This window comes from Pseudomonas sp. UBA3149, assembly GCF_002364655.1.
Taxonomy (GTDB): domain Bacteria; phylum Pseudomonadota; class Gammaproteobacteria; order Pseudomonadales; family Pseudomonadaceae; genus Chryseomonas; species Chryseomonas luteola.
In genome coordinates this window covers 582,853-606,003 of record NZ_DEYV01000010.1, presented here as the reverse complement: position 1 = coordinate 606,003, position 23,151 = coordinate 582,853, and the positions used below count along the sequence as shown (strand labels likewise).

The window sequence follows — 23,151 nt, the reverse complement described above, 5'->3', positions numbered from 1 at the left end:
GGAAAGATGGAATTTGCTTTCTATTTCGCTGCCGGTGTCGCCGTACTGGCCACGTTCAGGGTGATTACCAACCGTAATCCGGTACATGCCCTGCTCTACCTCATCATCTCGCTGCTAGCGGTCTCGATGACCTTCTTCAGCCTTGGCGCTCCATTCGCCGGTGCGCTTGAGGTCATCGTATACGCTGGCGCCATCATGGTGCTGTTCGTATTCGTCGTGATGATGCTCAACCTCGGCCCTGCCGTGGTTGAGCAGGAACGCAAGTGGTTAACGCCTGGCATCTGGGTTGGCCCTTCGATTCTTTCCATCGCGTTGCTGGTCGAGTTGCTGCTGGTACTGGGCAGAATGCCCGGCGGTGCAAGCATCGGTCATACCACGGTTGATGCAAAAGCGGTTGGTATCAGCCTGTTCGGCCCCTATCTGCTAGCGGTCGAACTGGCGTCGATGCTGCTCCTGGCTGCGCTGGTTGCGGCCTATCACCTAGGCCGGCAACAAGACGTCAAAGGCGTCGGCGAGTAACTCGTTAAGGAATGGACCTATGAATGCGATACCTCTGGAACATGGTCTGGCACTTGCCGGCGCGTTGTTCGCCCTGGGTCTGGTTGGCCTGATGGTACGGCGCAACATCCTGTTCATATTGATGAGTCTGGAAATCATGATGAATGCTTCCGCCCTGGCTTTTGTGGTCGGTGGCAGCCGTTGGGGGCAACCGGATGGTCAGGTGATGTTCATTCTGGTACTGAGCCTTGCTGCTGCCGAGGCGAGTATTGGCCTGGCGATCCTGCTGCAACTGTATCGCCGTTTCCAAACCCTCGATGTCGATGCTGCCAGCGAGATGCGCGGATGAACCTGTTACCTCTTACCTTCGTCTTTCCCCTTATCGGGTTTGTGCTGCTGGCGTTTTCCCGTAGCCGCTGGTCCGAAAACCTATCTGCCCTGATTGGAGTAGGCTCAATCGGGCTATCTGCGCTTACAGCCGCCTGGGTTAGCTGGCAGTTCCTGTCCAGCCCGCCGCCTTCCGGCGCTGTCACCCAGGTGCTGTGGAACTGGATGACCGTTGATGGCTTTGCACCCAACATCGCGTTGTACCTGGATGGTCTCTCGGTAACCATGCTGTGTGTGGTCACCGGTGTAGGCTTTCTGATTCACCTGTTTGCCTCCTGGTACATGCGCGGTGAAGCAGGCTATGCACGCTTTTTTGCCTATACCAACCTGTTCGTGGCAAGCATGTTGTTCCTGGTACTGGGCGATAACCTGCTCTTCCTCTACTTTGGTTGGGAAGGTGTAGGCCTGTGCAGTTACCTACTGATCGGGTTCTACTACAGCGAACGTGCCAACGGTAACGCCGCACTCAAGGCCTTTATCGTAACCCGCGTGGGCGACGTGTTCATGGCCTTCGGTCTGTTTATCCTGTTCATGACACTGGGCACGCTGGATATCCAGGAACTGCTGACTCGTGCGCCAGATGTGTTCACGATGAACGATCCGCTGCTGATGCTGGCTACGCTGATGCTGCTGGGTGGTGCGGTAGGTAAATCTGCCCAGCTGCCTTTGCAAACCTGGCTGGCCGATGCGATGGCAGGCCCGACCCCAGTATCGGCGCTGATCCACGCAGCGACCATGGTGACTGCCGGCGTATACCTGATCGCCCGTTGTCATGGATTGTTCGAGCTGACGCCTTCGATTTTGCATCTAGTGGGTATCGTGGGTGCGGTTACGCTGGTTCTGGCAGGCTTTGCAGCACTGGTACAGACCGACATCAAGCGTATCCTTGCTTACTCCACCATGAGTCAGATCGGCTACATGTTCCTAGCCCTGGGTGTAGGCGCCTGGAGCGGTGCGATCTTCCACCTGATGACCCATGCGTTCTTCAAGGCGCTTCTGTTCCTTGCATCCGGCTCGGTCATCCTGGCCTGCCATCACGAGCAGAACATCTTCAAGATGGGCGGTCTGTGGAAAAAAATTCCGCTGGCCTATGCAAGCTTCCTAGTTGGTGGCTCAGCGCTGGCAGCGCTACCGCTGATTACGGCTGGCTTCTACTCAAAAGACGAGATCCTCTGGGAAGCCTTTGCCAGTGGCCATCAGAATCTGCTGATTGCAGGCCTAGTAGGTGCCTTCCTGACCTCGATCTACACCTTCCGCCTGATCTTTATCGTGTTCCACGGTGAAGCCAAGACTGAGGCCCATGGTGGTCATGGGATCGCACATCACTTGCCACTAATCGTACTGATCGTATTGTCCACCTTTATCGGCGCCTGGATCATACCACCGCTGGCGGGTGTACTGCCTCAGTCGGCTGGCCATGCAGGTGGCGAAGCCAAGCACAGTCTGGAAATTGCCTCAGGCGCCATTGCATTGGCCGGCATCCTGTTGGCGGCCCTGCTCTTCCTGGGCAAGCGTCGCTTTGTCAGTGCACTTGCCAAGAGTGCTCCGGGTCGATTCTTTGGTACTTGGTGGTATCACGCCTGGGGCTTCGACTGGCTCTACAACTGGATCTTCGTGAAGCCTTACCTGGCGATTACCCGACTGCTGCGTAGCGATCCGATCGACAAGGCGATCCTGATTGTCCCGATCCTCGCGCGTGCCGGTAACCTCACGCTGAGCCTTACAGAGAACGGCCGCCTGCGTTGGTATGCTGCCTCCATCGTGGGTGGTGCAGTGCTGCTTCTGGCCGCACTGCTTCTGGCCTGACTTGAATCTACGAAAGGAATTGAGCCCGTCATGATTCTGCCTTGGCTAATCCTGATCCCCTTCATAGGCGGTCTGCTGTGCTGGCTGGGAGATCGCTCCGGCAATCTCCTGCCACGCTGGATTGCTTTATTAACCATGCTATTGGAGCTGGTGCTTGGCCTATGGGTCTGGTGGCACGGTGACTTCAGCTTGGCCCCCGCTCCGGGTAGCGAGCAGAACTGGACCGTTGAATTCCAGTATCCCTGGATTGAACGCTTTGGTATCAGCCTGCACTTCGCCATGGACGGCCTATCGCTGCTTATGGTGTTGCTGACTGGTCTGTTAGGTCTTTTGGCTGTTGTCTGCTCTTGGCGCGAGATCCAGAAGCATGTTGGCTTCTTCCATCTGAACCTGCTATGGATTCTAGGTGGTGTGGTTGGTGTGTTCCTGGCTGTCGACCTGTTCCTGTTCTTCTTCTTCTGGGAGATGATGCTGGTGCCGATGTATTTCCTCATCGCACTCTGGGGTCATAGCTCCGCCGACGGCAAGAAGAGCCGCATTACCGCTGCTACCAAGTTCTTCATTTTCACCCAGGCCAGCGGCCTGATCATGCTGGTGGCCATCGTGGCCCTAGTGCTGGTGCACTACAGCGCAACTGGTGTGCTGACCTTTGAATATGAAGACCTGCTGAAAACGCAGATGGATCCAACGACTGAATACCTGCTGATGCTGGGCTTCTTCATTGCCTTTGCCGTGAAGCTGCCTGCCGTGCCGGTTCACTCCTGGCTCCCCGATGCACACGCGCAGGCACCGACAGCCGGCTCCGTAGACCTTGCCGGTATTCTGTTGAAAACAGCTGCTTACGGCCTTCTCCGCTTTGCCGTACCGCTGTTCCCCAACGCTTCGGCCGAGTTTGCACCCATTGCGATGTGGCTCGGGATCATCGGAATCTTCTACGGTGCGTTCCTGTCCTTCGCACAGACTGACATCAAGCGTCTTGTGGCCTATTCCAGCGTTTCGCACATGGGCTTCGTGTTGATCGGTATCTACTCGGGCAGCCAGCATGCACTGCAGGGTGTCGTGGTACAGATGATTGCCCATGGTCTTTCGGCAGCAGGCTTGTTCATCCTGTGCGGTCAGCTCTATGAGCGCCTGCATACACGCGACATGCGTGAGATGGGTGGACTCTGGGGTCGCCTCCCCTACCTGCCGGCCCTCAGCCTGTTCTTCGCTTCGGCGTCGCTGGGCCTGCCGGGTACCGGTAACTTCGTAGGCGAGTTCCTGATTCTGATGGGTGCGTTCCCGATGGTGCCGCTGACCGTTGTGATCGCTACATTTGGTCTGGTTGCGGCTTCGGTGTACTCATTGATCATGATCCACCGTGCGTACTTCGGACCTGCGAAGTCTGAAGGGGAATTGCCGGGGCTCAATGCACGCGAGCTGTCCATGGTACTGCTTCTGGTCGGTCTGCTGATCCTCCTGGGTGTTTATCCGCAGCCCATTCTGGATACGTCGGCAGCCAGCATGAGTGGTGTACACCAGTGGCTGGGTACAGCTTTCTCTTCCATTGTTTCTGCCCGGTAGTAGCGCCATGACCTTTACAACGGAACATCTCATCGCACTTCTGCCGCTCCTCATCACCGGTCTGACCGCCGTCGTGGTGATGCTGGCGATAGCCTGGCGGCGCAACCACACCGTGATTCCGACACTGTCGGTAATCGGTTTGAACCTGGCCCTGCTATCCATTGTGTACTCGATGCGGGTCGTCGATATCGACGTCACCAGCCTCATGCGCATGGATGGCTACACCTACTTCTATACCGCACTGATCCTGATTACCACGTTGGCATGCATGACGCTGTCGCATGCTTACATGGAGGGATACTCCAGCAACCGTGAAGAGCTTTACCTACTGCTTTTACTGTCCTGTACGGGCGGTATCGTGTTGGTAAGCTCGCAGCATCTGGCTTCGCTGTTCATTGGCCTTGAGCTGCTGTCCGTACCGGTGTATGGCCTGGTGGCCTATTCCTACTTCAATCGCCGCTCCCTTGAGGCTGGCATGAAGTATCTGGTGCTATCTGCTGCTGGCTCGGCCATTCTGCTGTTTGGCATGGCCCTGCTGTATGCACAGTCCGGCACCCTGAGTTTTAGCGGAATCGGTGCGCAGCTGACTCAGCAAGCCTCGGCCGGCCTGCTGCTGGAACTCGGTATCGGCATGATGATCGTAGGTCTGGGCTTCAAACTGTCGCTGGTACCCTTCCATTTGTGGACGCCAGATGTCTATGAAGGCGCACCGGCACCGGTGGGCGCTTACCTGGCTACTGCGAGCAAGGTTGCCGTTTTCGCTGTCGTGGTTCGTCTGTTCCAGACCATGCCCGCTGCGCTGAACGATACATGGCTGCACAACCTGATCGCTTTCATCGCCATCATCTCCATTCTGGTCGGCAACCTCTTGGCCCTGATGCAGAGCAACCTCAAGCGTCTGCTGGGCTACTCTTCCATCTCACACTTCGGATACCTGCTCGTAGCCCTCGCTGCCAGCAATGGTATTGCGGTAGAGGCGATTGGGGTGTACTTGGCGACTTATGTCGTTACCAGCCTGGGAGCCTTTGGCGTGATCGTGCTCATGTCCAGCCCAAGCAATGGCACACGTGATGCCGATGCGCTGTTCGAGTACCGCGGACTGTTCTGGAGACGCCCGTATCTGACCGCCGTTCTAACAGTGATGATGCTGTCGCTTGCAGGTATTCCGCTGACGGCGGGCTTTATCGGCAAGTTCTATATTATTACGGTGGGTGTCGAGTCCCATCTGTGGTGGCAGACCGCGGCGGTCGTTATTGGTAGCGCCATCGGCCTGTTCTATTACCTGCGTGTCATGGTAACGATGTATCTGGTACAACCAGGTCTGAGCCGTCACGATGCCCCCATGAACTGGGGTGAGCGTGCCGGCGGTATCATGCTTATCGCCATTGCAGCCCTGACGCTGCTGTTGGGTGTTTACCCGCAGCCCTTGTTGCAAGTGCTTCAACATACAGGCCTGTAAGGGCCTCTCATAAAAAAGCCCCAGTGATGGGGCTTTTTTATTGCCTGAACTTTTTATTCCTCTTCACGGTGCATGAAGAGGTCCCATACCGACATGAAGAGCGCCGCCACCAATGGGCCAATGACGAACCCGTTGAGACCAAACAGTGCCATTCCGCCTAGTGTGGAAATCAGTACCACGTAGTCGGGTAGCTTGGTGTCCTTGCCTACCAAGATAGGACGCAGAATGTTATCTACCAGGCCGATGACGATAACGCCGAACAGAATCAATACAACCCCTTGCCATATCGAGCCTGTCAGCAGGAAGTAAACCGCAACCGGCCCCCAGATCAGCCCAGCGCCTACTGCCGGCAACAACGACAGGAACGCCATTATTACGCCCCAGAGAACAGCAGCCTCAACACCGAGTACTCCCAGGATAAATCCACCCAACGCACCCTGAACAACGGCCACGATAATGTTGCCCTTGACGGTGGCCCGGATAACAGCCGTGAACTTGCGTAGCAGGCTGCGCTTGTGAATCTCGCTCAAGGGAATGGCTTTGCGGATCAGCCCTACAAGGTATTGCCCGTCTCGAAGCAGGAAAAACAGCAGGTACAGCATAATGCCAAAGCTGATGACCAACTGAAACGTCCCCTGCCCTACCAACAAGGCCCTGCTTGCCAATGCCTGACTACCTTGGGCAACGCTTTGCGTCAGGCGCTCGCGAATACTTTCTGGGTCAGTGATATCGAATCGGTGCAGTACACTTTTGATACCGTTCGGTAGTGCCTGCCACATGTGCTGAAAATATTCGCCGAAATTCAGCTGGCCGCTGTTGATTCGCTGATACAGCGCACTGCCTTCCTGAACAAGAGAAATACTAATCGCTGTGACCGGCAGAATCACGATGAGTAAACAAACACCCAAGCTGCTCAGCGCGGCAAGGTTTTTACGATTGTTGTAGCGCCTGAGAAACCAGCGCTGCATAGGGGCGAAAATAATCGCCAGGATCGCTCCCCAAAAAACCGCGCCGTAATAGGGCAACAGAATCCAGGCAAATGCGATCGAGACAATAATCAGAAGAAAGATAAATGTTCTATTTTCAAGTCGCGTGCTTTTCATCAGGGTTCCAAAGTCCATTCAAGAGCAACGAGCGTCGCTTTTGGTTAGAACACTGGATACCACGCACTTGTTCCTGAGGGCTCAGCCAGAGCCCTCAGGAATGTCGATTTAAACGCGGAACTGCTTGACCAGGCCGTGGAGGCGATCCCCTAGCGAGACTAGCCCCTGGGTAGTGGTCGCACTCTGCTCAGCCCCTGCCGTCATGGTTTCAACCGCACCAGCAATCTCGTGGACGCTACGGTTGATTTCCTCGGAGACCGCCGTCTGCTCTTCGGCTGCACTGGCTATCTGGGCGTTCATGGCATTAATCGTACCGATCAGCTGGCTGATGGTATCGAGTGAGGCGCCTGCCTGACTGGCCTGGACAGTCGTACTTTCACCTGCCGCACCAGAGCGACGCATCGACTCAACCGCCTTTTGCGTACCCTGTTGCAGGCGATCGATCATTCCCTGGATCTCCTGGGTACTTTGCTGAGTACGGCTTGCCAGGGCACGAACTTCGTCGGCCACGACCGCAAAACCACGACCCGCCTCACCAGCCCGAGCCGCCTCGATAGCAGCGTTCAAGGCCAGCAAGTTGGTTTGCTCGGCAATCGAACGGATGACATCCAGCACGCTGACAATAGACTGCACGTCCTGCTGCAGACTGTCGAGCGACATGCCGCTGTCACGCACTTCATCGACCAGAGAATGGATGCCTGCCACACTACCCTCAACCACACGTTTGGCTACACGCCCTTGCTCATCGGTCTCACGGGCAGCTCCTGCCGCTTGCTGGGCACTTTGCGCCACTTCATGAGCCGCTGCGGACATCTCGTTGATAGCCGTGGCAACCTGATCGGTTTCGCTACGCTGGCGCTGCATGGCCTGCTCGGTACGACGAGCCTGGGCAGCCACCTCATCCAGCAAACCGGTGAGCTGCTGAGTGATGTCGATTACCTGCTGTACGGTTCCATGAATCTTGCCAACGAATCGATTGAACGAGCCAGCAAGCCGGCCCAACTCGTCGTTACTCTGCACCGGCAGTCGACGTGTCAGATCGCCTTCGCCATCAGCAATGTCATCAAGGTTTGCACGCATGAGCTCAAGCGGACGCAACACTCGCATGGCAAATAGATGAGCCGCAATGGCGATGATGACCAGCACTACCAGCGAGACGCCGATGATGGAGAACAGCTGAGTCAAGGTCTGCGCACGTACATCGGCCTCGATCTTGCCCAGCCGCTCCTCAACGCCATCCAGGTTGATGGCAGAGCCCAGGACCAGGTCCCACTTGGGCAGGTATTCGGTATAGCTCAACTTGGGAACCAAGGTAGTTTTGCCAGGCAATGTAGAGGAATAGCGGACATAATGAGTGCCATCCTTGCCTGCACGGACCAGCTCCTGGTTCAGGTAAACGCCGTTCGGATCCTTGTTATCACGAAAGCTCTTGCCTATGCCTTCAGTGTCGTTTCCCTTGAAAAGGCGGATGACGTTTGAGTCATAGCCAAACATATAGCCATCTTTGCCATAGGTGATGCCAGACAAAATCCTGATTGCCTCGGCGCGGGCCGCCTGATCACCGTCGGCTGAAGCATCGTAGAGCGGCTTGACCGCTGTCAGGGCAACCTGCACGTAATTCTTCAGGGTTACGTTGCTTTGCTCCATCAAGCGATCACGCGTTGTCTGTATATCGCGCTCGGCTTTATTGCTCAGCATCACATAGGAAATACCGCTAATGATCAGGGTAGTAATTACAACAGGTAGGAGCGCCAGCAGGAGCACCTTGGCTTTTAAACTCATCACTGAGACCTCTTAGGTTGTTATCTAAGTAGGTTTTCGGCCAAGCGAAACGAAAATGAAGGTCGATCGATAGTGCTCTATCCGTATGGTCTCAATCACCGGGAGCAGATCGGGAGGCTCGGAGCGGCAGCCGGACCAAAACTTTCAGCCCGCCCAGGGAACTGCTTTCCAGGCTGAGCGTACCTGCGCAACTGTCCACAATGTCACGCGCAATACCAAGGCCCAGGCCATGTCCCATGACTCGCTCATCCAGACGCGCACCTCGCTCGAGAATATCCTGTCTGGATTCAGGCGCGATACCTGGCCCATCATCATCAATACTGATCTCATAACAGGCATCTTTCTTCAGTACCGTCAGCTCTACCTGGCTGCTCGCCCATTTACAGGCGTTATCCAACAGCGTACCCAGCAATTCAAGCAGGTCTTCGCGATCCCAGGGCAGTTTCAAACCGGAAGGCACATGACAAGAGATCGTCAGGTCGTTGTCATGGATCTGCTTGAGCATGGCGCAGAGCGAAGGCAATTCAGCCTCGCAGTCCAGATAGACACCGGGAAGCTGGTCACCGGCCAGACGAGCACGGCGCAACTCCCGCTCAAGACGCTGCTGGATCTGCTCAAGCTGATCGCGCAGGATGTTCTGCAGTTCAGGATGCACACTCAGTTCTTGCCGCTCCGCAAGGCTTACCAGCACGGCCAGAGGCGTTTTCAATGCATGCCCCAGATTACCGATGCCATGGCGGGCACGCTTGAGATTATCCTCGGTATGACGCAGCAGATGATTGATCTGCTCCACCAGCAGCTCAAGCTCTTGGGGAACCTGCGTATCCAGCTGGCTGCGCTGCCCCTGTTGCAGTTGAGCCACTTGTTGCCGGACCCGCTCAAGTGGCTTTAAGGCGCGCCTTACCGTAATCCGTTGTAGAAAAAGGATTACGATTAACGCAACCAGCCCAATACCGGCACCTATACGTAGCATTCGACTGAAACTGGTCAGGAGCGGGTTGTAATCCTGTGCAACGACAATGCTGAGCTTTTGCCCCAACCGCTGATAATCCGCGCGATAGACCAGGAGGCGCTGATCTCCGGGGCCATTGACGAGATGTCTGGTCAGCCCTACGTGCGTAGGTCTCTCAAGCACATGATCCCATAACGACCGGGAGCGCCAGCGAGGTTCTCCTATGTCGATCTCGAAATAACGCCCGGAAAATGGCCGTTGATAGGCGGGATTAAGGCGCTGCTCATCCAGCTGCAGCCCGTTTGGCCCCCGCGCAATAGCCACCAGGAGGTTTTCGCTCTCTGTCTGAAGTCCGCTTCCCAGATAATCCCGTAGCGCCGTATCAACCAGCCAGCGTGCGCCCAGTATCAATAAAAGTCCGGATATCAGCAGAGCGGAGGCCAAGCCAATGCCCAATCGCTGCTGAATGGACTTCATGCAGATTTCCCGAAGCGGTAGCCCTGTCCTCGCCGTGTCTCGATAATATCGCGCCCCAATTTACGCCTGAGATGGTTCACGTGCACCTCGATGACATTGGAGTCACGCTCGCTTTCACCGTCGTAGAGATGTTCACCCAAATGACTTTTGGACAGGATCTGCCCTGCATGCAACATGAAATACCGCAGCAGCCTGAACTCTGCGGCGGTCAGCTCGATGCTTTCATCCCCGCGATTAACACATTGCCGTGACTCATCCAGACTCAGACCGGAAGCCTGCAATGCCGGCTGATTCACCAGCCCGCGGGCACGCCGCAATAATCCTTGAATCCGCAAGGAAAGCTCTTCAGGGTGGAACGGCTTGGTCAGGTAATCATCGGCGCCAGCCTTGAGCCCATCGATACGCTCGGCCCAACCACTGCGCGCCGTCAGAATCAGTACCGGCGTAGAAAGTCCCTGCGTGCGCCACTCCCTAAGCACATCAAGCCCAGAACGCCCCGGCAGTCCCAGATCAAGTACGATAAGGTCATAAGGTTCGACTGCCCCCTGGTATGCCGCATCACGGCCATCAGCCAGCCAGTCTACGGCATAGCCTTGTCGTGTCAGGCTGGCCATTAACTCATCCGCCAGCGGAACACTGTCCTCTACCAACAACAGACGCATCAGTCGTCTACCTCGTCCTTCAAAATCGTACCGTCAGTGGCGCTGATTTCCAGCTCGCGCACAACGCCCTTGTCTACCAGAAACTCGATCTCATAGACATAAACACCATCTTCCTCTTCAAGCTCCGCCTCCAGCAATGTTGCCTTTGGATAGCGCGCATAAGCCTGGTTGATAAGCTGCTCAAGAGGACGAATTCTTCCTTCCTGACGAAGCCGCAACGCCTCATCCTGGTCAAGGTCGCGAGCGCTTGAAAGCCCGCTGGCTGACAGCAATGTCAATACCAGCAGGCCTTTCATCATGCTGCTACCCAGGCTCAATCGTCCTGTACATCCTTGAGCACTTCGCCCGTTGCGGCATCGAGTTCCAGATCCCATGTCACACCTTTCTGGTCACGTAACTCAACCTGATAGATATAGCGTCCATATTCTTCTTCCAGCTCAGTGTCGTGAGTCGTCGAGCCAGGATGCTTGGCGATAGCCGCCTTGTTCAATACGTCGAAGGATTTGATGGTACCTGCATCACGCAGCTTGAGCGCTTCGTCAGGTCCCAGGTCGCGGGCTTGGGCCGCACCGGCCAGGGCGGTCAGGCTGGCAGCGGCAATCAATGTAGTCAGTGCTTTCATGTGTATGTCCTCACGGGTTATTCAGTAAGTTCACCTTAACGAGGCAGCCTTAATTCAGCCTTAATCTCATTTTGGAACTACATGGTCAGCCCAACGGTCTTTCGCAATCAATGCCATACCTGCTCCGCATCGCGGCGGTGCGTTTGTATACTGGCTGTCCGTATGGAGTCCTCATGACAGCTATTCACATCAAATCTCCTTCCCTCGTTATCCGCGCGGGCACGCAGGCGCTGGCGAATATTCGCCAGCAGGGCCTGTCACCCGCAGACGTAGGTATTATCCCAGGCGCAGCAGGCGGCCCGAAAGCACTAGGCTTGCAAGGGCTAGACATCGCGCTGTTTGGTGAATGGCTGCCTCGCTCACCACGGGTGCGCGCATTGGTTGGCGCATCCATTGGGGCCTGGCGCTCCGCATGTGTCTGCCTACCGGATCCGGCAGACTCATTACGCCGGCTGGGCGACCTCTATACCGGATTGCATTTTCCCAAAGGTATTGGAATCAGGCAGATCAGTCAGATTTGCGAAAGCATGCTGGATGAACTGCTGGGAGGGCGTGACGAGGCGATTCTGACCGCACCAGGCTATCGCCTGAACATCATGATTGTTCAGGCATTGGGCCCTCTGGCCAGTGACCAGCGCCGAACATTAAGCCTTGGCCTGGGCGCTGTGATCCGCGACAACCTGATAGCACGGTCTCGTCTGATTCGCCATTTCAGCCGTATCGTGGCCCATGATTTGCGCCAGGCGCCGCCGCTGGATGAACTGAATGATTTCCCAACGCGGTACCATGCGCTTCGCCCCGACAACCTTCGCCAGTCGTTGCTGGCGTCAGGCTCCATTCCACTGGTCATGGAGGGCGTAACAGATATCCCTGGCTTTGGCTCCGGTACTTACCGTGACGGGGGACTGCTCGATTACCATCTGGATCTTCCCTATCGCGGGAATGACATTGTGCTCTATCCACATTTTATCGATCGCATCATTCCTGGGTGGTTCGACAAGGGCATCTTCTGGCGCAAGGCCAATACACATAACCTGCGAAATGTGGTGCTACTGGCACCCTCACGGTCTTACCTTGAGCGGCTACCTGGTCGAAAGCTTCCCGACCGCAAGGATTTCACCCGTTATGCAACCGACCCTGCCACACGGCAACGTCACTGGCATACAGCCATGGCGGAAAGCCAGCGGCTAGGTGATGAGTTTTTGGAGCTTGCCGAAAGCGGTCGGTTAAAGGATCAGATATTGCCTCTCGTCTAGAGCGACGAACCGGCTACTAGCCCTGCGGTCTTCATAGAAAGCAGTCCACAGCCGGTGTTTTCATGTCAGAGAGTGCCTCATTTATTCCCCCGACCGCCGAGGGTACGCTGCCCGCCCCTGGAGACGAGCGCGACGATACAGGTACAGCCCTGTGCCCCCCGCTACCCTCGGACCTTCACTATGTGGATGACACGCAGCCAGGCCTGCGGCGAAAAAAGCTGCGCGGGAAGTTTATCTACCTGGATGCCCAAGGCGAACGTATTCGCGATCAGGCTGAAATTGACCGCATCAACAAACTGGCCATTCCACCCGCCTATACGGATGTTTGGATCTGTGCCGATCCTTGTGGCCATTTACAGGCAACGGGGCGGGACGCCCGAGGACGCAAGCAATACCGATATCACCCACGTTGGCGCGAAATCAGAGACACTGACAAATACGAACGGATGCTGGAGTTCGGCAATGCCCTTCCCAAACTGCGCAAGCGGATAGAAGAGCATCTGGCGCAACGCAAGCTGAACCGGGAAAAGGTCATGGCGACCGTTATCAGCCTGCTGGACGCCACCTTGATTCGCGTAGGCAATCAGCAATATGCCAAAAGCAATAAATCGTACGGCCTGACCACCCTGCGTAACCGGCATGCAGACGTTACCGGCAATACGATTCGCTTTCACTTCCGTGGCAAAAGCGGTGTCGAGCACAACATCAAGCTGACAGACCCGAGGCTTGCACGTACCGTCAAGCGCTGCCTTGAGCTACCCGGCCAACACTTGTTTCAGTATCTGGATGAAGATGGCGATCGGCATACGGTCACCTCGTCAGACGTAAATGCCTACCTGCACGAACTCAGTGGTGCCGACTTTACTGCTAAGGATTACCGCACCTGGGCAGGCAGCGCCTTGGCTCTTTCTACGCTCAAGTCACTGCGCTACGAAACTCAAACTGAAGCCAAAAAGCACCTTCAGGAGATGGTCAAGCAAGTATCCAGTACGCTGGGCAATACACCGGCAGTATGCCGCAAGTGTTATATCCACCCGGGCGTCATGGATGCATTTATGGCTGGCGAACTCGGCTCGCTACCCAAGCCGCGCAAACGCAAGGGACTTCGCGAAGAGGAAGTCGCCCTGCTCATGTTTTTGGAGCGCCTGGTCGAGAAGACGCAGGCAGCTTAGGTATTCGAGCCGCCTACTAGAGGCGGCTCTGGAACAGCGATTGATGCTCCTGGCACTGCTTGGCAGACAGCAGAAAGACCCCGTGACCGCCCCGCTCGAACTCGAGCCACGTAAAGTCGACTTCGGGATAAAGCGCTTCGACGTGTACCTGACTATTGCCCACCTCAACGATCAACGTGCCGGTGTCAGTGAGGTGATCCGCGGCTTCAGCCAACATTCGGCGCACCAGATCCAGCCCGTCTGAGCCACAGGCAAGGCCCATTTCCGGCTCGTGGTGATATTCAGCCGGCATGTCGGCAAAATCTTCTGCGTCCACGTAAGGTGGATTTGACACGATCAGGTCAAAACGCTGCCCTGGCAGTCCAGCAAACCCATCCCCTTGCACGGTATAAACCCGGTCTTCAAGGTCATGCCGCTCTATGTTCTGCCAGGCGACCTCCAATGCATCAAAGGAGAGATCGGCCAACGCGACTTCTGCATTAGGGAACGCATAAGCACAGGCAATACCAATGCATCCCGAGCCGGTACAGAGGTCCAGGACTCGAGCAGGCTCATGGGGTAGCCAAGGCACAAAGCGGGCATCAATCAATTCAGCAATCGGTGACCGTGGCACCAACACACGTTCATCAACCATAAACGGCAGCCCACAAAACCAGGCTTCGCCTAACAAATAAGCCGTCGGAATGCGCTCCTGAATCCGTCGGTGAAGCAGGACGCTCAAGTCGTAGCGCTCATCATCTTCCAACCGGCAATCCAGGTAGCTGTCAGACATTTCCCAAGGCAGATGCAAGGCGCCTAACACCAGCTGCCTGGCTTCATCCCACGCATTGTCGGTGCCATGGCCAAAATAAAGCCCTTCGGCGTGGAAGCGGCTCACCGCCCAACGGATATAGTCACGAAGAGTGCGTAAACGGGATTCGGTCATCTAGGGCTCCTTTTCAGCGGCATAGTGTAGCCTTGCAGCTCTGCCCACGAAACGTCAGATGCACTCCTCCAGTCTAGCGGCGCGTCCTGGCAATCAGGCCACCCAGAACGCCCGTTACACAGCCGGCCAGCAGACCTCCTACATGAGCGCCATTGGCAATGGCACCAAAGCCAAGCACATCAATGGCGCCGGTCAGGCATATACCCAGCCAGGCAAGCATCATGATGACAACGCCCTTTGGCATTCGATACGCCGGGGTGGGTGCCAACAGCTGGAATAACCAGCAATGGCCCAGCAGGCCATAGAGCACACCTGACAATCCGCCAAACAGTGCCGGGCCACTCCACCAGTACTGCACAAGGTTGGCTGCCAGTGAAAAGAGGACGGTTAACGCCAATAGCATCCACCCCTTTTGACGAAACTCAATGCGGCGCCCCAGCTCCCAATACCACAGGGAATTCATGGCCAGATGCAAAACACCAAAGTGCAGAAACATGGGTGAAACAAACCGCCACCACTGATTTTGTTCAAGGGTATAGGAGATGGAATAGAACTCGATGTACGTATCGTAAAGCCGAAAGTCTAGAAAGGTAAGCCAGCGAACAGCCTCATAACGATCGCCCAACAAGGTAATCGCAGCCACGATCAGTGTGATGAGCAGGACGCCTGCAGTTACAGGACTTGCCCGTAGCTGCTCCTTGAAGCCAGGCCGAGTTACAGCAGGCCGAACATCAGAGATCTCACCGGCCGTGTCCCCTTGCGGATAGCGTGCATACAGGTTACGCACCTCGTCTACCAGTCCCGGATCAGTAACCCACACCACTTGTGCATCGCGTTCTTCAGTCACTCGGTGAGGAATATGCAGACGACGGAGTAATTGCGTAAACCCTAGCAGGTCCGTTTCGAGTCCTACACGTAACGCAGGCTGTGCATTCATTCCGCCCCTCCTGTTGACGGCACATCGACCCAGACGAATTTCTTTGGATCCAGACGATGCTCCTCATCCAGCCGATACGCCACCAGCTTTCCGTTGTTCACGGCACTGTAATCCAGACAGGCGAGATTAGGCCGTATCGGTTCAGGATGACCGTCGAGCCAGTAATGCCCTACAAACAGCAGCGGCTCATCGACGCCATAACACATCAGGCTGGACTTCTCGGTTTCACTTAGCCGCTCGCAGGCCACATCATCCGGCAAACCATCTGGCTGAAAGACAATATCGCCGTATGTCTGCGGGTCTTCCTCCCAGAATTTGATTCGGAACCGACCGCGTGTGAAGCCATCACGCCCCGTCATTTTCATGCCGTTGGGCAGCGGCAGGGAAACGCCATTGAGCAGCCGAGAGCAGGCGCGATTAGCTAGGCTCCCCGGAATGGCCGACTGCTGAATGAATCGCTCATCGATATACCCACCCGGATAGACCTCATCAATGGCAGCAATCAGGGACGAATCCCAATAGGCATGTACCAGCCTGAAACGTCCGGCATCGATATACAAGGGCAACTCATACAGCCATGTGAGAAAGTCATTCCACTCCGCAGAATGGTGATCGAACTGCACCAAGGTCGTCTGGATCACCCGCTCGTAACGAGAGGTATGCTCACGAACGTATCGCTTGTGACTTTCTGGCGGCGCCGGCGTGTGCCAGCTCAAGGCATTGATTTCATGGTTACCCAGCAGGCACATTGCCTGGCCTGCCTCCACCATGTCACGAATGCAGTGCAGCGACTCTCGCACATGAGGCCCACGATCAAGGATGTCCCCTAGAAAGAGCGCCATCCTTCGCGGATGCTGCCAGACACCGTTGTGTCGGCGATAGCCCATTTGGTCCAGCAAACGTTCAAGCACATGAGCGCAGCCGTGAATATCGCCTATCAGGTCATAGCCACGATCAGGGTCAAGCATCAATCATTCCCCAGACGGCTGCTCCAGCCGAGCTTCGTCCGGCAAACCTCGTAATAGTTATGATCCAGTGGGTGGATGAGTCGCAGTTTGTGCGGCTTTTTCTGGATGGTTACGACGTCACCAGGCGCGCAATTAAGATGATTCTGTCCATCACATGAGACCTGCGGATAGATCTGCATGTTCGGCGAGACCACGATTTTCAGCTCGCTGTCGCCACTGACTACAATGGGGCGGCTGGACAAGGTATGTGGGTACATCGGCACGATGACAATCGCATCCAGTTTGGGATGCATGATGGGCCCTCCGGCTGACAGCGAGTAGGCTGTCGAGCCTGTGGGTGTCGCGACGATAAGCCCATCGGCCTTCTGAGCGCAGACGAACTTGCCATCGATATGCAGGGCAAACTCGATCATGCGGGTCGATTTGCCCGGATGCAGGACAACATCATTCAGAGCATCGGCCTGACCAATCGTTTCTCCCTCACGGCAGACAAAAGCATCCAGAAGAAAACGTGTCTCGACGATATACTGCCCCTCAAGCACCTCGGCTACCTTGGTCTCAAGCTCATCCGGGCGAATATCGGTCAGAAAACCCAGATTGCCACGGTTGATACCCAGAACAGGTACACGCGGGCGCGCCAGTACACGTGCCGCCCCCAGCAGACTGCCATCGCCTCCTACCACAATAACCAGATCGCAGACCTCGCCCATGGTTTTACGTGAGCAGGTTTCCAGGCCGTGACCGGGCATGACCTCGGCGATAATGTCTTCTAAGATCACATGCAGGCGCCGCGCCAATAAGAATGTTTTGAGCCGGCGAATGGTATCCAGCACTTGAGTGCTGCCCAGACGGCCGATAATGCCGATTTTCTGAAAAGAGTCCATACGCGGCCGTAGCCCTTCTATGGCAAGAATGTCGATAAATTATGCGGGCAAGCGGCAAGGCACAGCAAACCGTACACCCTTGTCCAACTCGGCGTATGCTTGAGTGATGAGCAATCCATTCCAAGCACTGGCCGTACTGCCTTACACGCTTCGCCACCCAGCGGTGCGTGATCTAGCCTGGGTAATCACCTCTCCGCCCATCCTGGACCGAGCGGAACAACGTCACCCCTTGGCTGCAAGCAATTGGACAGCAAAACCTGGCAAATTAGCCGATTGGCTCCATGAGCTTGATCGAAGTCCTGCATTGCTGACAGGCTGGCTTACCCAGGGAAGCGACCGCCGCCTTGGGCGGTACTACGAATTGCTCTGGCAATTTGCCCTCACCCATGCCCCTGGGGTTGAGTTGCTGGGAGCCAATCTACCGCTCCGTACGGCGACTCATACGCTGGGCGAGCTTGATCTCCTGATCCGAGATGATGAAGGCGTTCATCACCTTGAAGTAGCGGTTAAATATTATCTGGCAACGGGCCTTCCGCAATCACCGGAATGGTTGGGCCCAGGTGGCGAAGATCGACTCGAACGCAAGCTGAGTCATTTTCTAAACCGGCAGTTACCCTTGTCGCAGTCGCCGGAAGCACGCGTTCTGTTTAAAACACTCGGTATCGTCTCTGTCCAGCCTTGGCTATGGATGGGCGGTTATCTGTTTTATCCACCCGCGGGAGCCATACCATTTCCCAGCTGCTCCCCACACCATTTGCGGGGTTTGTGGCAACGCTTTGATAAAGCGAAGCAAGAGGAAGGCGCATGGAAACTACTTCCCAAGCAGCGCTGGCTTGCGCCTGCACACCGACACGATGGACATGCTCCATTCGACTTCAACGTCGAGCCACATTGGCCTCGGTTACTTGTGCACTTTGACGAGGAAGGTCAGGAAGACCACCGTTTATTCTGGGTACCTGAGACATGGCCTTTTATACCGGAAAGGGCCGAACACTGATCTATGACTTCAGCAGCTTTAACAGGTTGTCCTGCATCGCCCGACGCCCCTGTAGACCGCCCGTATGCAGCGCTATAATGCGCTGTCCGGCTGGAATATCTCCCGCCTCAACCGCACGGCGAAGCGCCAGCAATAGCTTGCCTGTATAAAGTGGCTCGAGTGGTATTTGTGTTTCGGTCTCGAACGAGGCCATAAAGCTGGCCAATTCGGCATCAATACGTGCAAATCCTCCTAAACTCGCATCGAGCCAACGGATATCTGTATCAGGTTGACCCGCCTCGCGCACCCAACGCGCCACCTGATCGGGAACGTTGTAGCGCAGCGGGACAGATAGCGTCCCGATGACAGGATGTCTGCCAGCCTCTCCTACAGCCAGACCGGCCAGCGTCGTTCCCGTACCAGCAGCCACCCACAGCGCATCATAATCAGACCAGCCAATCGTGTTCAGCTGCGTCTTAATATAAGCAACCAGAGGTATACACCCCTGCATGCCCAGCGAGCCACCGCCCCCTTCGGGAATAGGCAAATAGCCTGGGTAACGTGCCAGCCATTCACCCCAGAACTCGTCATCGCGTCGGGCCCGATAACCTCCGTAACCCAACCAGTGCAACTCCATTTTCCATTTGCGCAGGTCATCAACTGTTGGCGTACCCTGCGGCTCGCCTCTCAGGAGCCCTACAGTTTTCAAGCCGAGCCGTTGTCCGGTAGCTGCAAGTGCATGCAGATGATTGGAGTGCGGGCCACCGAGGCTAATCAACCCTGAAGCCCGTTCGATATGCGCCTGCTGGAGGTAAGCCGCCAGCTTATAACTCTTGTTGCCGGAAACCAGAGGGTCCACTTCATCAAGGCGAAGCAGTGCCAGTCGGACTCCCGCCTTGCTCAGCCATGTGGTTGCAACTTCTTCCAGCGGTGGACTTTTTAACAGCAAGTCCAATGTTAACCTACCTGGTTTTTCAGAAACGCCGCTGTTTGATGCTGAAGACAGCAGTCAGACTCGCCTCGAATGAACTGGCGAGGTGAATCAACACGTTGGAGCGGCTTACTACACGGCATGCCACCCGGTAATGCCCTTTGGCAAACAGGATGCTTGTAATGAGAAAGCCATTGCTCGTAATGCGGTTGTGTCACCCGGCAGTGCATAGCTGTGTAAGCCAATGGGCTTTCAACAAACCGCATGACATCCGCGCGTGACAGTGTCATGTGCCCTGCACCAGGCTGGTAAGTCACGAATATGACGCCACTGTCTGCCATTCTTTCAAGCAGCTTGCTGCCACTCCCCGCTTCAAGCCGTGCACATTTCGCCTTGAGCTGCTCGAGCTCTTCTTCCAATTGCGAATCCAGCTCCTCCCGATAAGCCAGCTCAACTTCCCGGATGGCCAATTGTTCCTTGTAGTCGGCTACTGCCGTTTCGATACGGGCCTGCTGCTCGGCCTCGAATTGAATCTTGAACGCCTCGAGCTTGTATTCGCTGTTTTTCTCCAGGGCTCGCAATTGCTGAGTCAGCTCATTTCGAGTCGAACGATACTGACTGGCCTCCTGCTCCAGCTTTTTCATCAGCATACCGTTCATCCGCTCCTGCTCAGCCAAGGCAGTCTGCAGGTGCTCGGCTTCCTGCTTGAGCTGAACCAGCTCCTCTTCATGCTTGCGCGTCAGGGCGAGGATACGCAGCCGCTGCTGGCGCACAAGGTGGTCCATCTTTGCCTGATGCTCTTGTTCGAGATTGGCCAGATCAACATGTACAGTCGACGCAGAGGGCTCTTGAACATACCACTGATGCTCTTCTGCCATATGAAGATGTTCAGGTTTGACTTCGTCAACGACAGCCTCGGTACGGGCCAGCCCAAGCTGATTACGCTTGATGCATTCTCGAAGCTCAATCAGGTCATTTCGACCTGCGACAAGCTCAGGGTCCCACAGGCTGGGCTGATGCCAGGAAATCGGACACTGACTGCGACAGGCAAGCCTGATAGGTCCTGCGCCCAGATCCGGGCCACGCCCGGCGCGCTCGGCCATTTCGCGTAGCGGAATGTTCCAATTGGGGTCTGCAGCCCCCGTACGGGTGAAATCCAGATAGAAAAAGACACCTGATCGGATGCACAGCTGTAGATCGATCGTCACATAGGCCAGCCGAACTCGCCGCTGGGCGAATTGGGGCAATGCAAAGAAGGCATCCAGCAATGCTTCGAATTCGTGATAGAGCATTTCTTTGATGACTGATCCTTCTTCATCAAAGAACAGCACCGCTTCGGCTCGTTGAGCCTTATTCAATGTATTCATGGGGCAGTCCTCGACCCATTGGAAAAGCGCATGACTCATAGGCGCCTTGGCACCGGACGTACAACCGGACAGCACAACACATTTATTTAAGGCACATCGGCCCTAAACCCATTGCTACAGTCTAGGGCCTTTCAGTTAAAAGACTAGGTGGTTTATGTGAACGACTCAGCACCTATGCACATTATTGTTTGGCAAGCTGTTTCAGTGCATGCAGTCAGGTTTCATAACATCGCTGCCAGGCGGGCACCCTGATTGATGGCCCGCTTAGCATCAAGCTCTGCAGCCACATCTGCCCCTCCAATAACATGCACAAGCTGTCCAGCCGAAGACAGGGCATCCAACAGGACTCGTTTGGGCTCCTGCCCAGCACAGACAATGATGGTATCAACGGCCAGAACCCGAACGTCTTCACCAATCCGAATATGCAATCCTTGATCATCAATACGGAGATACTCCACCCCGTTCAGCATTCTTACCTGACGGTGTTTCAAGCTGGTGCGGTGAATCCAACCTGTTGTCTTGCCCAAGCCTTCGCCCATCTTAGTCGCTTTACGCTGCAACAGATAAACCTCTCGAGCAGGGGGTGTAGGCTCAGGCGAAATACCTGTAACTCCCCCTCTGGCCTGTAGGGTCGTGTCGATTCCCCACTCTCGCCAGAAGGCTGTCGGGCTCAAGGTATCCAGATGCGCCTGATGAGTGACAAATTCAGCCACATCAAACCCTATTCCTCCCGCACCAATAACCGCTACCCGTGCACCAATGTCCTTATGTCCGTATATGGCGTCCAGATAGTTGATGACAGACGGATGCTCAATACCCGGGATGGACGGCGTACGTGGTATGATTCCTGTCGCCAGAACGATATCGTCATAACCTCCCTGAATCAGCTCTTCAGCCTGCACTTCGTGCCCCAGCCTTACGGTAACGCCTGTAAGCTCAAGACGTTTACCAAAGTAGCGAAGCGTCTCGTTGAACTCCTCCTTGCCCGGTATACGCCTGGTAACATTGAACTGCCCTCCGATAATTTCGGAGCGCTCAAACAGAGTCACTGAATGGCCCCGCTGTGCTGCTATGGTGGCTGCCGCCAAACCCGCCGGTCCTGCACCAATGACTGCAATACGCTTGGTCTTACTGACAGGGCTGTAGTTGAGCTCGGTTTCATGGCACGCCCTTGGATTGACTAGACAGCTGGTCAGTTTGCCCGCAAAGGTATGATCCAGGCAGGCCTGGTTACAGGCGATGCACGTGTTGATCTCATCTGCCCGTCCTGTAGCAGCCTTTATAACGAACTCAGGATCAGCCAGGAACGGGCGCGCCATGGAGACCATGTCCGCCTGCCCTTCTGCCAGTATGCGCTCTGCCATATCCGGCATATTGATGCGGTTGGTAGCAATCAAGGGGATATTCACTCTACCCTTCAGCTGAGCAGTTACCTGACTGAATGCTCCCCTTGGCACCAGTGTCGCAATCGTGGGAATGCGCGCCTCATGCCAGCCAATGCCGGTATTGATCAGCGTGGCGCCAGCCCGCTCGATCGCCTGGGCCAGTTGCACAATTTCTTCCGGGCTACTGCCGTCCTCTACCAGATCCAGCATGGACAGACGGAAGATCACGATAAACGCCTCACCCACTGCTTCCCGAATCTGCCGTACCACTTCTACAGCCAGGCGGATACGGTTCTCATAGCATCCGCCCCACTCATCCTCACGGTGGTTGGTTCGCGCCACAATAAACTGGTTGATGAAGTATCCTTCCGACCCCATCACCTCTACACCGTCGTAACCTGCGAGTTGAGCCAATCGGGCACACCAGACGTAGTCATCGACCTGCTTGTAGACTTCCTCGGTAGTCAGTGCCTTTGGCTTGAAAGGGTTGATAGGTGCCTGAAGAGCCGAAGGGGCGACAAGCTTTGGGGTATAGGCATAACGTCCTGCATGAAGAATCTGCAGGCAGATCTTTCCATCACAGTCATGAACCGCCTGAGTGACTGTTTTGTGGCGGTAAGCCTCTTCCTCAGTAGTAAGCTTGGCCGCACCGCTATACACCGCACCCTCCTCGTTGGGCGCAATCCCTCCAGTCACGATCAGACCAACTCCACCGCGGGCACGCTCGGCAAAATAAGCCGCCATGCGCTCAAAGCCATCCGGCCGCTCCTCAAGCCCTGTATGCATGGATCCCATTAGCGTTCGGTTTCGCAGCTGGGTGAAACCCAGGTCTAGCGGCTCAAGCAAGTGAGGGTAATGAATAGCAGTCACGGGAATCTCCAAGGCCAATGGCTAAAAGCCTGTTATGGACGTTATGGGAAAAACATAAGCTGCCTGTCCCGCAGACTCAATCACCGTAAATGACAACTCATTAACCATGGTGCACACCCCCGGCTTGGCTTTTAAAGGCATTTTCCCTACCCTGACGTGGAATTTTCAG

At 55.6% G+C, this 23,151-nt stretch carries 21 protein-coding genes and 1 pseudogene; 8 read left to right on the top strand and 14 right to left on the bottom strand.

Features of this window, described 5'->3' with window-relative positions:
* Nucleotides 1–6 precede the first annotated feature (6 nt).
* The 5 genes from nuoJ to nuoN are packed head-to-tail and all read left to right on the top strand — an operon-like array spanning nt 7 to nt 5,713.
* On the top strand, nt 7–519 hold the full coding sequence (gene nuoJ, locus B3729_RS08855; protein ID WP_010794910.1) for an NADH-quinone oxidoreductase subunit J: 513 nt from the start codon (nt 7–9) through the stop codon (nt 517–519).
* 19 nt (nt 520–538) lie between these two features.
* Nucleotides 539–847 carry an NADH-quinone oxidoreductase subunit NuoK gene (gene nuoK, locus B3729_RS08850; protein WP_010794911.1) on the top strand — a complete coding sequence of 103 codons (309 nt, stop codon included), beginning with the start codon at nt 539–541 and terminating at the stop codon, nt 845–847.
* Complete coding sequence (nuoL, locus tag B3729_RS08845; protein WP_286787638.1) at nt 844–2,691, top strand: NADH-quinone oxidoreductase subunit L; 1,848 nt, start codon at nt 844–846, stop codon at nt 2,689–2,691. The genes nuoK and nuoL overlap by 4 nt, the downstream gene beginning before the upstream one ends.
* A 30-nt stretch (nt 2,692–2,721) precedes the next feature.
* Nucleotides 2,722–4,254 (top strand): NADH-quinone oxidoreductase subunit M, encoded by a 1,533-nt coding sequence (gene nuoM / locus B3729_RS08840; protein WP_010794913.1) that lies wholly within the window; start codon nt 2,722–2,724, stop codon nt 4,252–4,254.
* 7 nt (nt 4,255–4,261) lie between these two features.
* Nucleotides 4,262–5,713 (top strand): NADH-quinone oxidoreductase subunit NuoN, encoded by a 1,452-nt coding sequence (gene nuoN, locus B3729_RS08835; RefSeq protein ID WP_010794914.1) that lies wholly within the window; start codon nt 4,262–4,264, stop codon nt 5,711–5,713.
* A gap of 53 nt (nt 5,714–5,766) precedes the next feature.
* On the opposite strand, the gene B3729_RS08830 is transcribed toward nuoN, so the two are convergent.
* The 7 genes and pseudogenes from B3729_RS08830 to B3729_RS08805 form a co-directional block, all read right to left on the bottom strand.
* The gene (locus B3729_RS08830) at nt 5,767–6,816 is read right to left on the bottom strand and encodes an AI-2E family transporter (protein ID WP_010794915.1); all 1,050 of its coding nucleotides are present in this window, start codon (nt 6,814–6,816) and stop codon (nt 5,767–5,769) included.
* Nucleotides 6,817–6,924: 108 nt separating this feature from the next.
* A complete protein-coding gene (locus tag B3729_RS24770) occupies nt 6,925–7,680 on the bottom strand; it encodes a methyl-accepting chemotaxis protein (protein WP_409438652.1) in 756 nt (251 codons plus the stop codon).
* A 102-nt stretch (nt 7,681–7,782) separates the two neighbouring features.
* Nucleotides 7,783–8,463, bottom strand: a pseudogene (locus B3729_RS24765) (cache domain-containing protein); the annotation flags it as partial.
* 226 nt (nt 8,464–8,689) lie between these two features.
* The gene (locus tag B3729_RS08820; RefSeq protein WP_286787634.1) at nt 8,690–10,027 is read right to left on the bottom strand and encodes a sensor histidine kinase; all 1,338 of its coding nucleotides are present in this window, start codon (nt 10,025–10,027) and stop codon (nt 8,690–8,692) included.
* Nucleotides 10,024–10,689 (bottom strand): response regulator transcription factor, encoded by a 666-nt coding sequence (locus B3729_RS08815; protein WP_286787633.1) that lies wholly within the window; start codon nt 10,687–10,689, stop codon nt 10,024–10,026. The genes B3729_RS08820 and B3729_RS08815 overlap by 4 nt, the downstream gene beginning before the upstream one ends.
* Nucleotides 10,689–10,988 carry a PepSY domain-containing protein gene (locus B3729_RS08810; RefSeq protein ID WP_371106363.1) on the bottom strand — a complete coding sequence of 100 codons (300 nt, stop codon included), beginning with the start codon at nt 10,986–10,988 and terminating at the stop codon, nt 10,689–10,691. The genes B3729_RS08815 and B3729_RS08810 overlap by 1 nt, the downstream gene beginning before the upstream one ends.
* 14 nt (nt 10,989–11,002) lie before the next feature.
* Nucleotides 11,003–11,311, bottom strand: coding sequence for a PepSY domain-containing protein (locus tag B3729_RS08805; protein ID WP_019365781.1), 309 nt, complete (start codon nt 11,309–11,311; stop codon nt 11,003–11,005).
* A gap of 173 nt (nt 11,312–11,484) precedes the next feature.
* Between B3729_RS08805 and B3729_RS08800 the strand changes: the two genes are divergently transcribed.
* The gene (locus B3729_RS08800) at nt 11,485–12,567 is read left to right on the top strand and encodes a patatin-like phospholipase family protein (protein ID WP_286787632.1); all 1,083 of its coding nucleotides are present in this window, start codon (nt 11,485–11,487) and stop codon (nt 12,565–12,567) included.
* A gap of 62 nt (nt 12,568–12,629) precedes the next feature.
* A complete protein-coding gene (locus tag B3729_RS08795; RefSeq protein WP_181123552.1) occupies nt 12,630–13,739 on the top strand; it encodes a DNA topoisomerase IB in 1,110 nt (369 codons plus the stop codon).
* Between the two features lie 16 nt (nt 13,740–13,755).
* On the opposite strand, the gene prmB is transcribed toward B3729_RS08795, so the two are convergent.
* The 4 genes from prmB to B3729_RS08775 all read right to left on the bottom strand — a co-directional run bounded on the left by prmB (nt 13,756) and on the right by B3729_RS08775 (nt 17,453).
* The gene (gene prmB, locus B3729_RS08790; RefSeq protein WP_286787631.1) at nt 13,756–14,664 is read right to left on the bottom strand and encodes a 50S ribosomal protein L3 N(5)-glutamine methyltransferase; all 909 of its coding nucleotides are present in this window, start codon (nt 14,662–14,664) and stop codon (nt 13,756–13,758) included.
* Between the two features lie 73 nt (nt 14,665–14,737).
* Nucleotides 14,738–15,601 (bottom strand): rhomboid family intramembrane serine protease, encoded by an 864-nt coding sequence (locus B3729_RS08785; protein ID WP_286787630.1) that lies wholly within the window; start codon nt 15,599–15,601, stop codon nt 14,738–14,740.
* Nucleotides 15,598–16,569, bottom strand: coding sequence for a metallophosphoesterase (locus tag B3729_RS08780; protein WP_286787629.1), 972 nt, complete (start codon nt 16,567–16,569; stop codon nt 15,598–15,600). Before B3729_RS08780 ends, B3729_RS08785 begins: the two co-directional genes overlap by 4 nt.
* Nucleotides 16,569–17,453: an NAD(+) kinase gene (locus tag B3729_RS08775; RefSeq protein ID WP_010794926.1), complete on the bottom strand. Its 885-nt coding sequence runs from the start codon at nt 17,451–17,453 to the stop codon at nt 16,569–16,571. Before B3729_RS08775 ends, B3729_RS08780 begins: the two co-directional genes overlap by 1 nt.
* A gap of 106 nt (nt 17,454–17,559) precedes the next feature.
* Here B3729_RS08775 and B3729_RS08770 point away from each other — a divergent pair, with 106 nt between their 5' ends.
* Complete coding sequence (locus B3729_RS08770; RefSeq protein WP_286787628.1) at nt 17,560–18,450, top strand: DUF1853 family protein; 891 nt, start codon at nt 17,560–17,562, stop codon at nt 18,448–18,450.
* A 1-nt stretch (nt 18,451) separates the two neighbouring features.
* Here B3729_RS08770 and B3729_RS08765 read toward each other — a convergent pair whose 3' ends face one another.
* The 3 genes from B3729_RS08765 to B3729_RS08755 all read right to left on the bottom strand — a co-directional run bounded on the left by B3729_RS08765 (nt 18,452) and on the right by B3729_RS08755 (nt 22,982).
* Nucleotides 18,452–19,357, bottom strand: coding sequence for a 1-aminocyclopropane-1-carboxylate deaminase/D-cysteine desulfhydrase (locus B3729_RS08765; protein WP_409438651.1), 906 nt, complete (start codon nt 19,355–19,357; stop codon nt 18,452–18,454).
* A gap of 29 nt (nt 19,358–19,386) precedes the next feature.
* Nucleotides 19,387–20,727, bottom strand: coding sequence for a chromosome partitioning protein ParA (locus tag B3729_RS08760; RefSeq protein ID WP_286787626.1), 1,341 nt, complete (start codon nt 20,725–20,727; stop codon nt 19,387–19,389).
* Between the two features lie 221 nt (nt 20,728–20,948).
* On the bottom strand, nt 20,949–22,982 hold the full coding sequence (locus tag B3729_RS08755; RefSeq protein WP_286787625.1) for an NADPH-dependent 2,4-dienoyl-CoA reductase: 2,034 nt from the start codon (nt 22,980–22,982) through the stop codon (nt 20,949–20,951).
* Nucleotides 22,983–23,151: the final 169 nt, after the last annotated feature.

What these genes read in the sequence shown, in the direction of transcription:
- nuoJ (WP_010794910.1), top strand. Translation starts at nt 7, where the DNA reads ATGGAATTTGCTTTCTATTTCGCTGCCGGTGTCGCCGTACTGGCCACG.
- nuoK (WP_010794911.1), top strand. Translation starts at nt 539, where the DNA reads ATGAATGCGATACCTCTGGAACATGGTCTGGCACTTGCCGGCGCGTTG.
- nuoL (WP_286787638.1), top strand. Translation starts at nt 844, where the DNA reads ATGAACCTGTTACCTCTTACCTTCGTCTTTCCCCTTATCGGGTTTGTG.
- nuoM (WP_010794913.1), top strand. Translation starts at nt 2,722, where the DNA reads ATGATTCTGCCTTGGCTAATCCTGATCCCCTTCATAGGCGGTCTGCTG.
- nuoN (WP_010794914.1), top strand. Translation starts at nt 4,262, where the DNA reads ATGACCTTTACAACGGAACATCTCATCGCACTTCTGCCGCTCCTCATC.
- B3729_RS08830 (WP_010794915.1), bottom strand. Translation starts at nt 6,816, where the DNA reads ATGAAAAGCACGCGACTTGAAAATAGAACATTTATCTTTCTTCTGATT.
- B3729_RS24770 (WP_409438652.1), bottom strand. Translation starts at nt 7,680, where the DNA reads ATGCAGCGCCAGCGTAGCGAAACCGATCAGGTTGCCACGGCTATCAAC.
- B3729_RS08820 (WP_286787634.1), bottom strand. Translation starts at nt 10,027, where the DNA reads ATGAAGTCCATTCAGCAGCGATTGGGCATTGGCTTGGCCTCCGCTCTG.
- B3729_RS08815 (WP_286787633.1), bottom strand. Translation starts at nt 10,689, where the DNA reads ATGCGTCTGTTGTTGGTAGAGGACAGTGTTCCGCTGGCGGATGAGTTA.
- B3729_RS08810 (WP_371106363.1), bottom strand. Translation starts at nt 10,988, where the DNA reads ATGATGAAAGGCCTGCTGGTATTGACATTGCTGTCAGCCAGCGGGCTT.
- B3729_RS08805 (WP_019365781.1), bottom strand. Translation starts at nt 11,311, where the DNA reads ATGAAAGCACTGACTACATTGATTGCCGCTGCCAGCCTGACCGCCCTG.
- B3729_RS08800 (WP_286787632.1), top strand. Translation starts at nt 11,485, where the DNA reads ATGACAGCTATTCACATCAAATCTCCTTCCCTCGTTATCCGCGCGGGC.
- B3729_RS08795 (WP_181123552.1), top strand. Translation starts at nt 12,630, where the DNA reads ATGTCAGAGAGTGCCTCATTTATTCCCCCGACCGCCGAGGGTACGCTG.
- prmB (WP_286787631.1), bottom strand. Translation starts at nt 14,664, where the DNA reads ATGACCGAATCCCGTTTACGCACTCTTCGTGACTATATCCGTTGGGCG.
- B3729_RS08785 (WP_286787630.1), bottom strand. Translation starts at nt 15,601, where the DNA reads ATGAATGCACAGCCTGCGTTACGTGTAGGACTCGAAACGGACCTGCTA.
- B3729_RS08780 (WP_286787629.1), bottom strand. Translation starts at nt 16,569, where the DNA reads ATGCTTGACCCTGATCGTGGCTATGACCTGATAGGCGATATTCACGGC.
- B3729_RS08775 (WP_010794926.1), bottom strand. Translation starts at nt 17,453, where the DNA reads ATGGACTCTTTTCAGAAAATCGGCATTATCGGCCGTCTGGGCAGCACT.
- B3729_RS08770 (WP_286787628.1), top strand. Translation starts at nt 17,560, where the DNA reads ATGAGCAATCCATTCCAAGCACTGGCCGTACTGCCTTACACGCTTCGC.
- B3729_RS08760 (WP_286787626.1), bottom strand. Translation starts at nt 20,727, where the DNA reads ATGAATACATTGAATAAGGCTCAACGAGCCGAAGCGGTGCTGTTCTTT.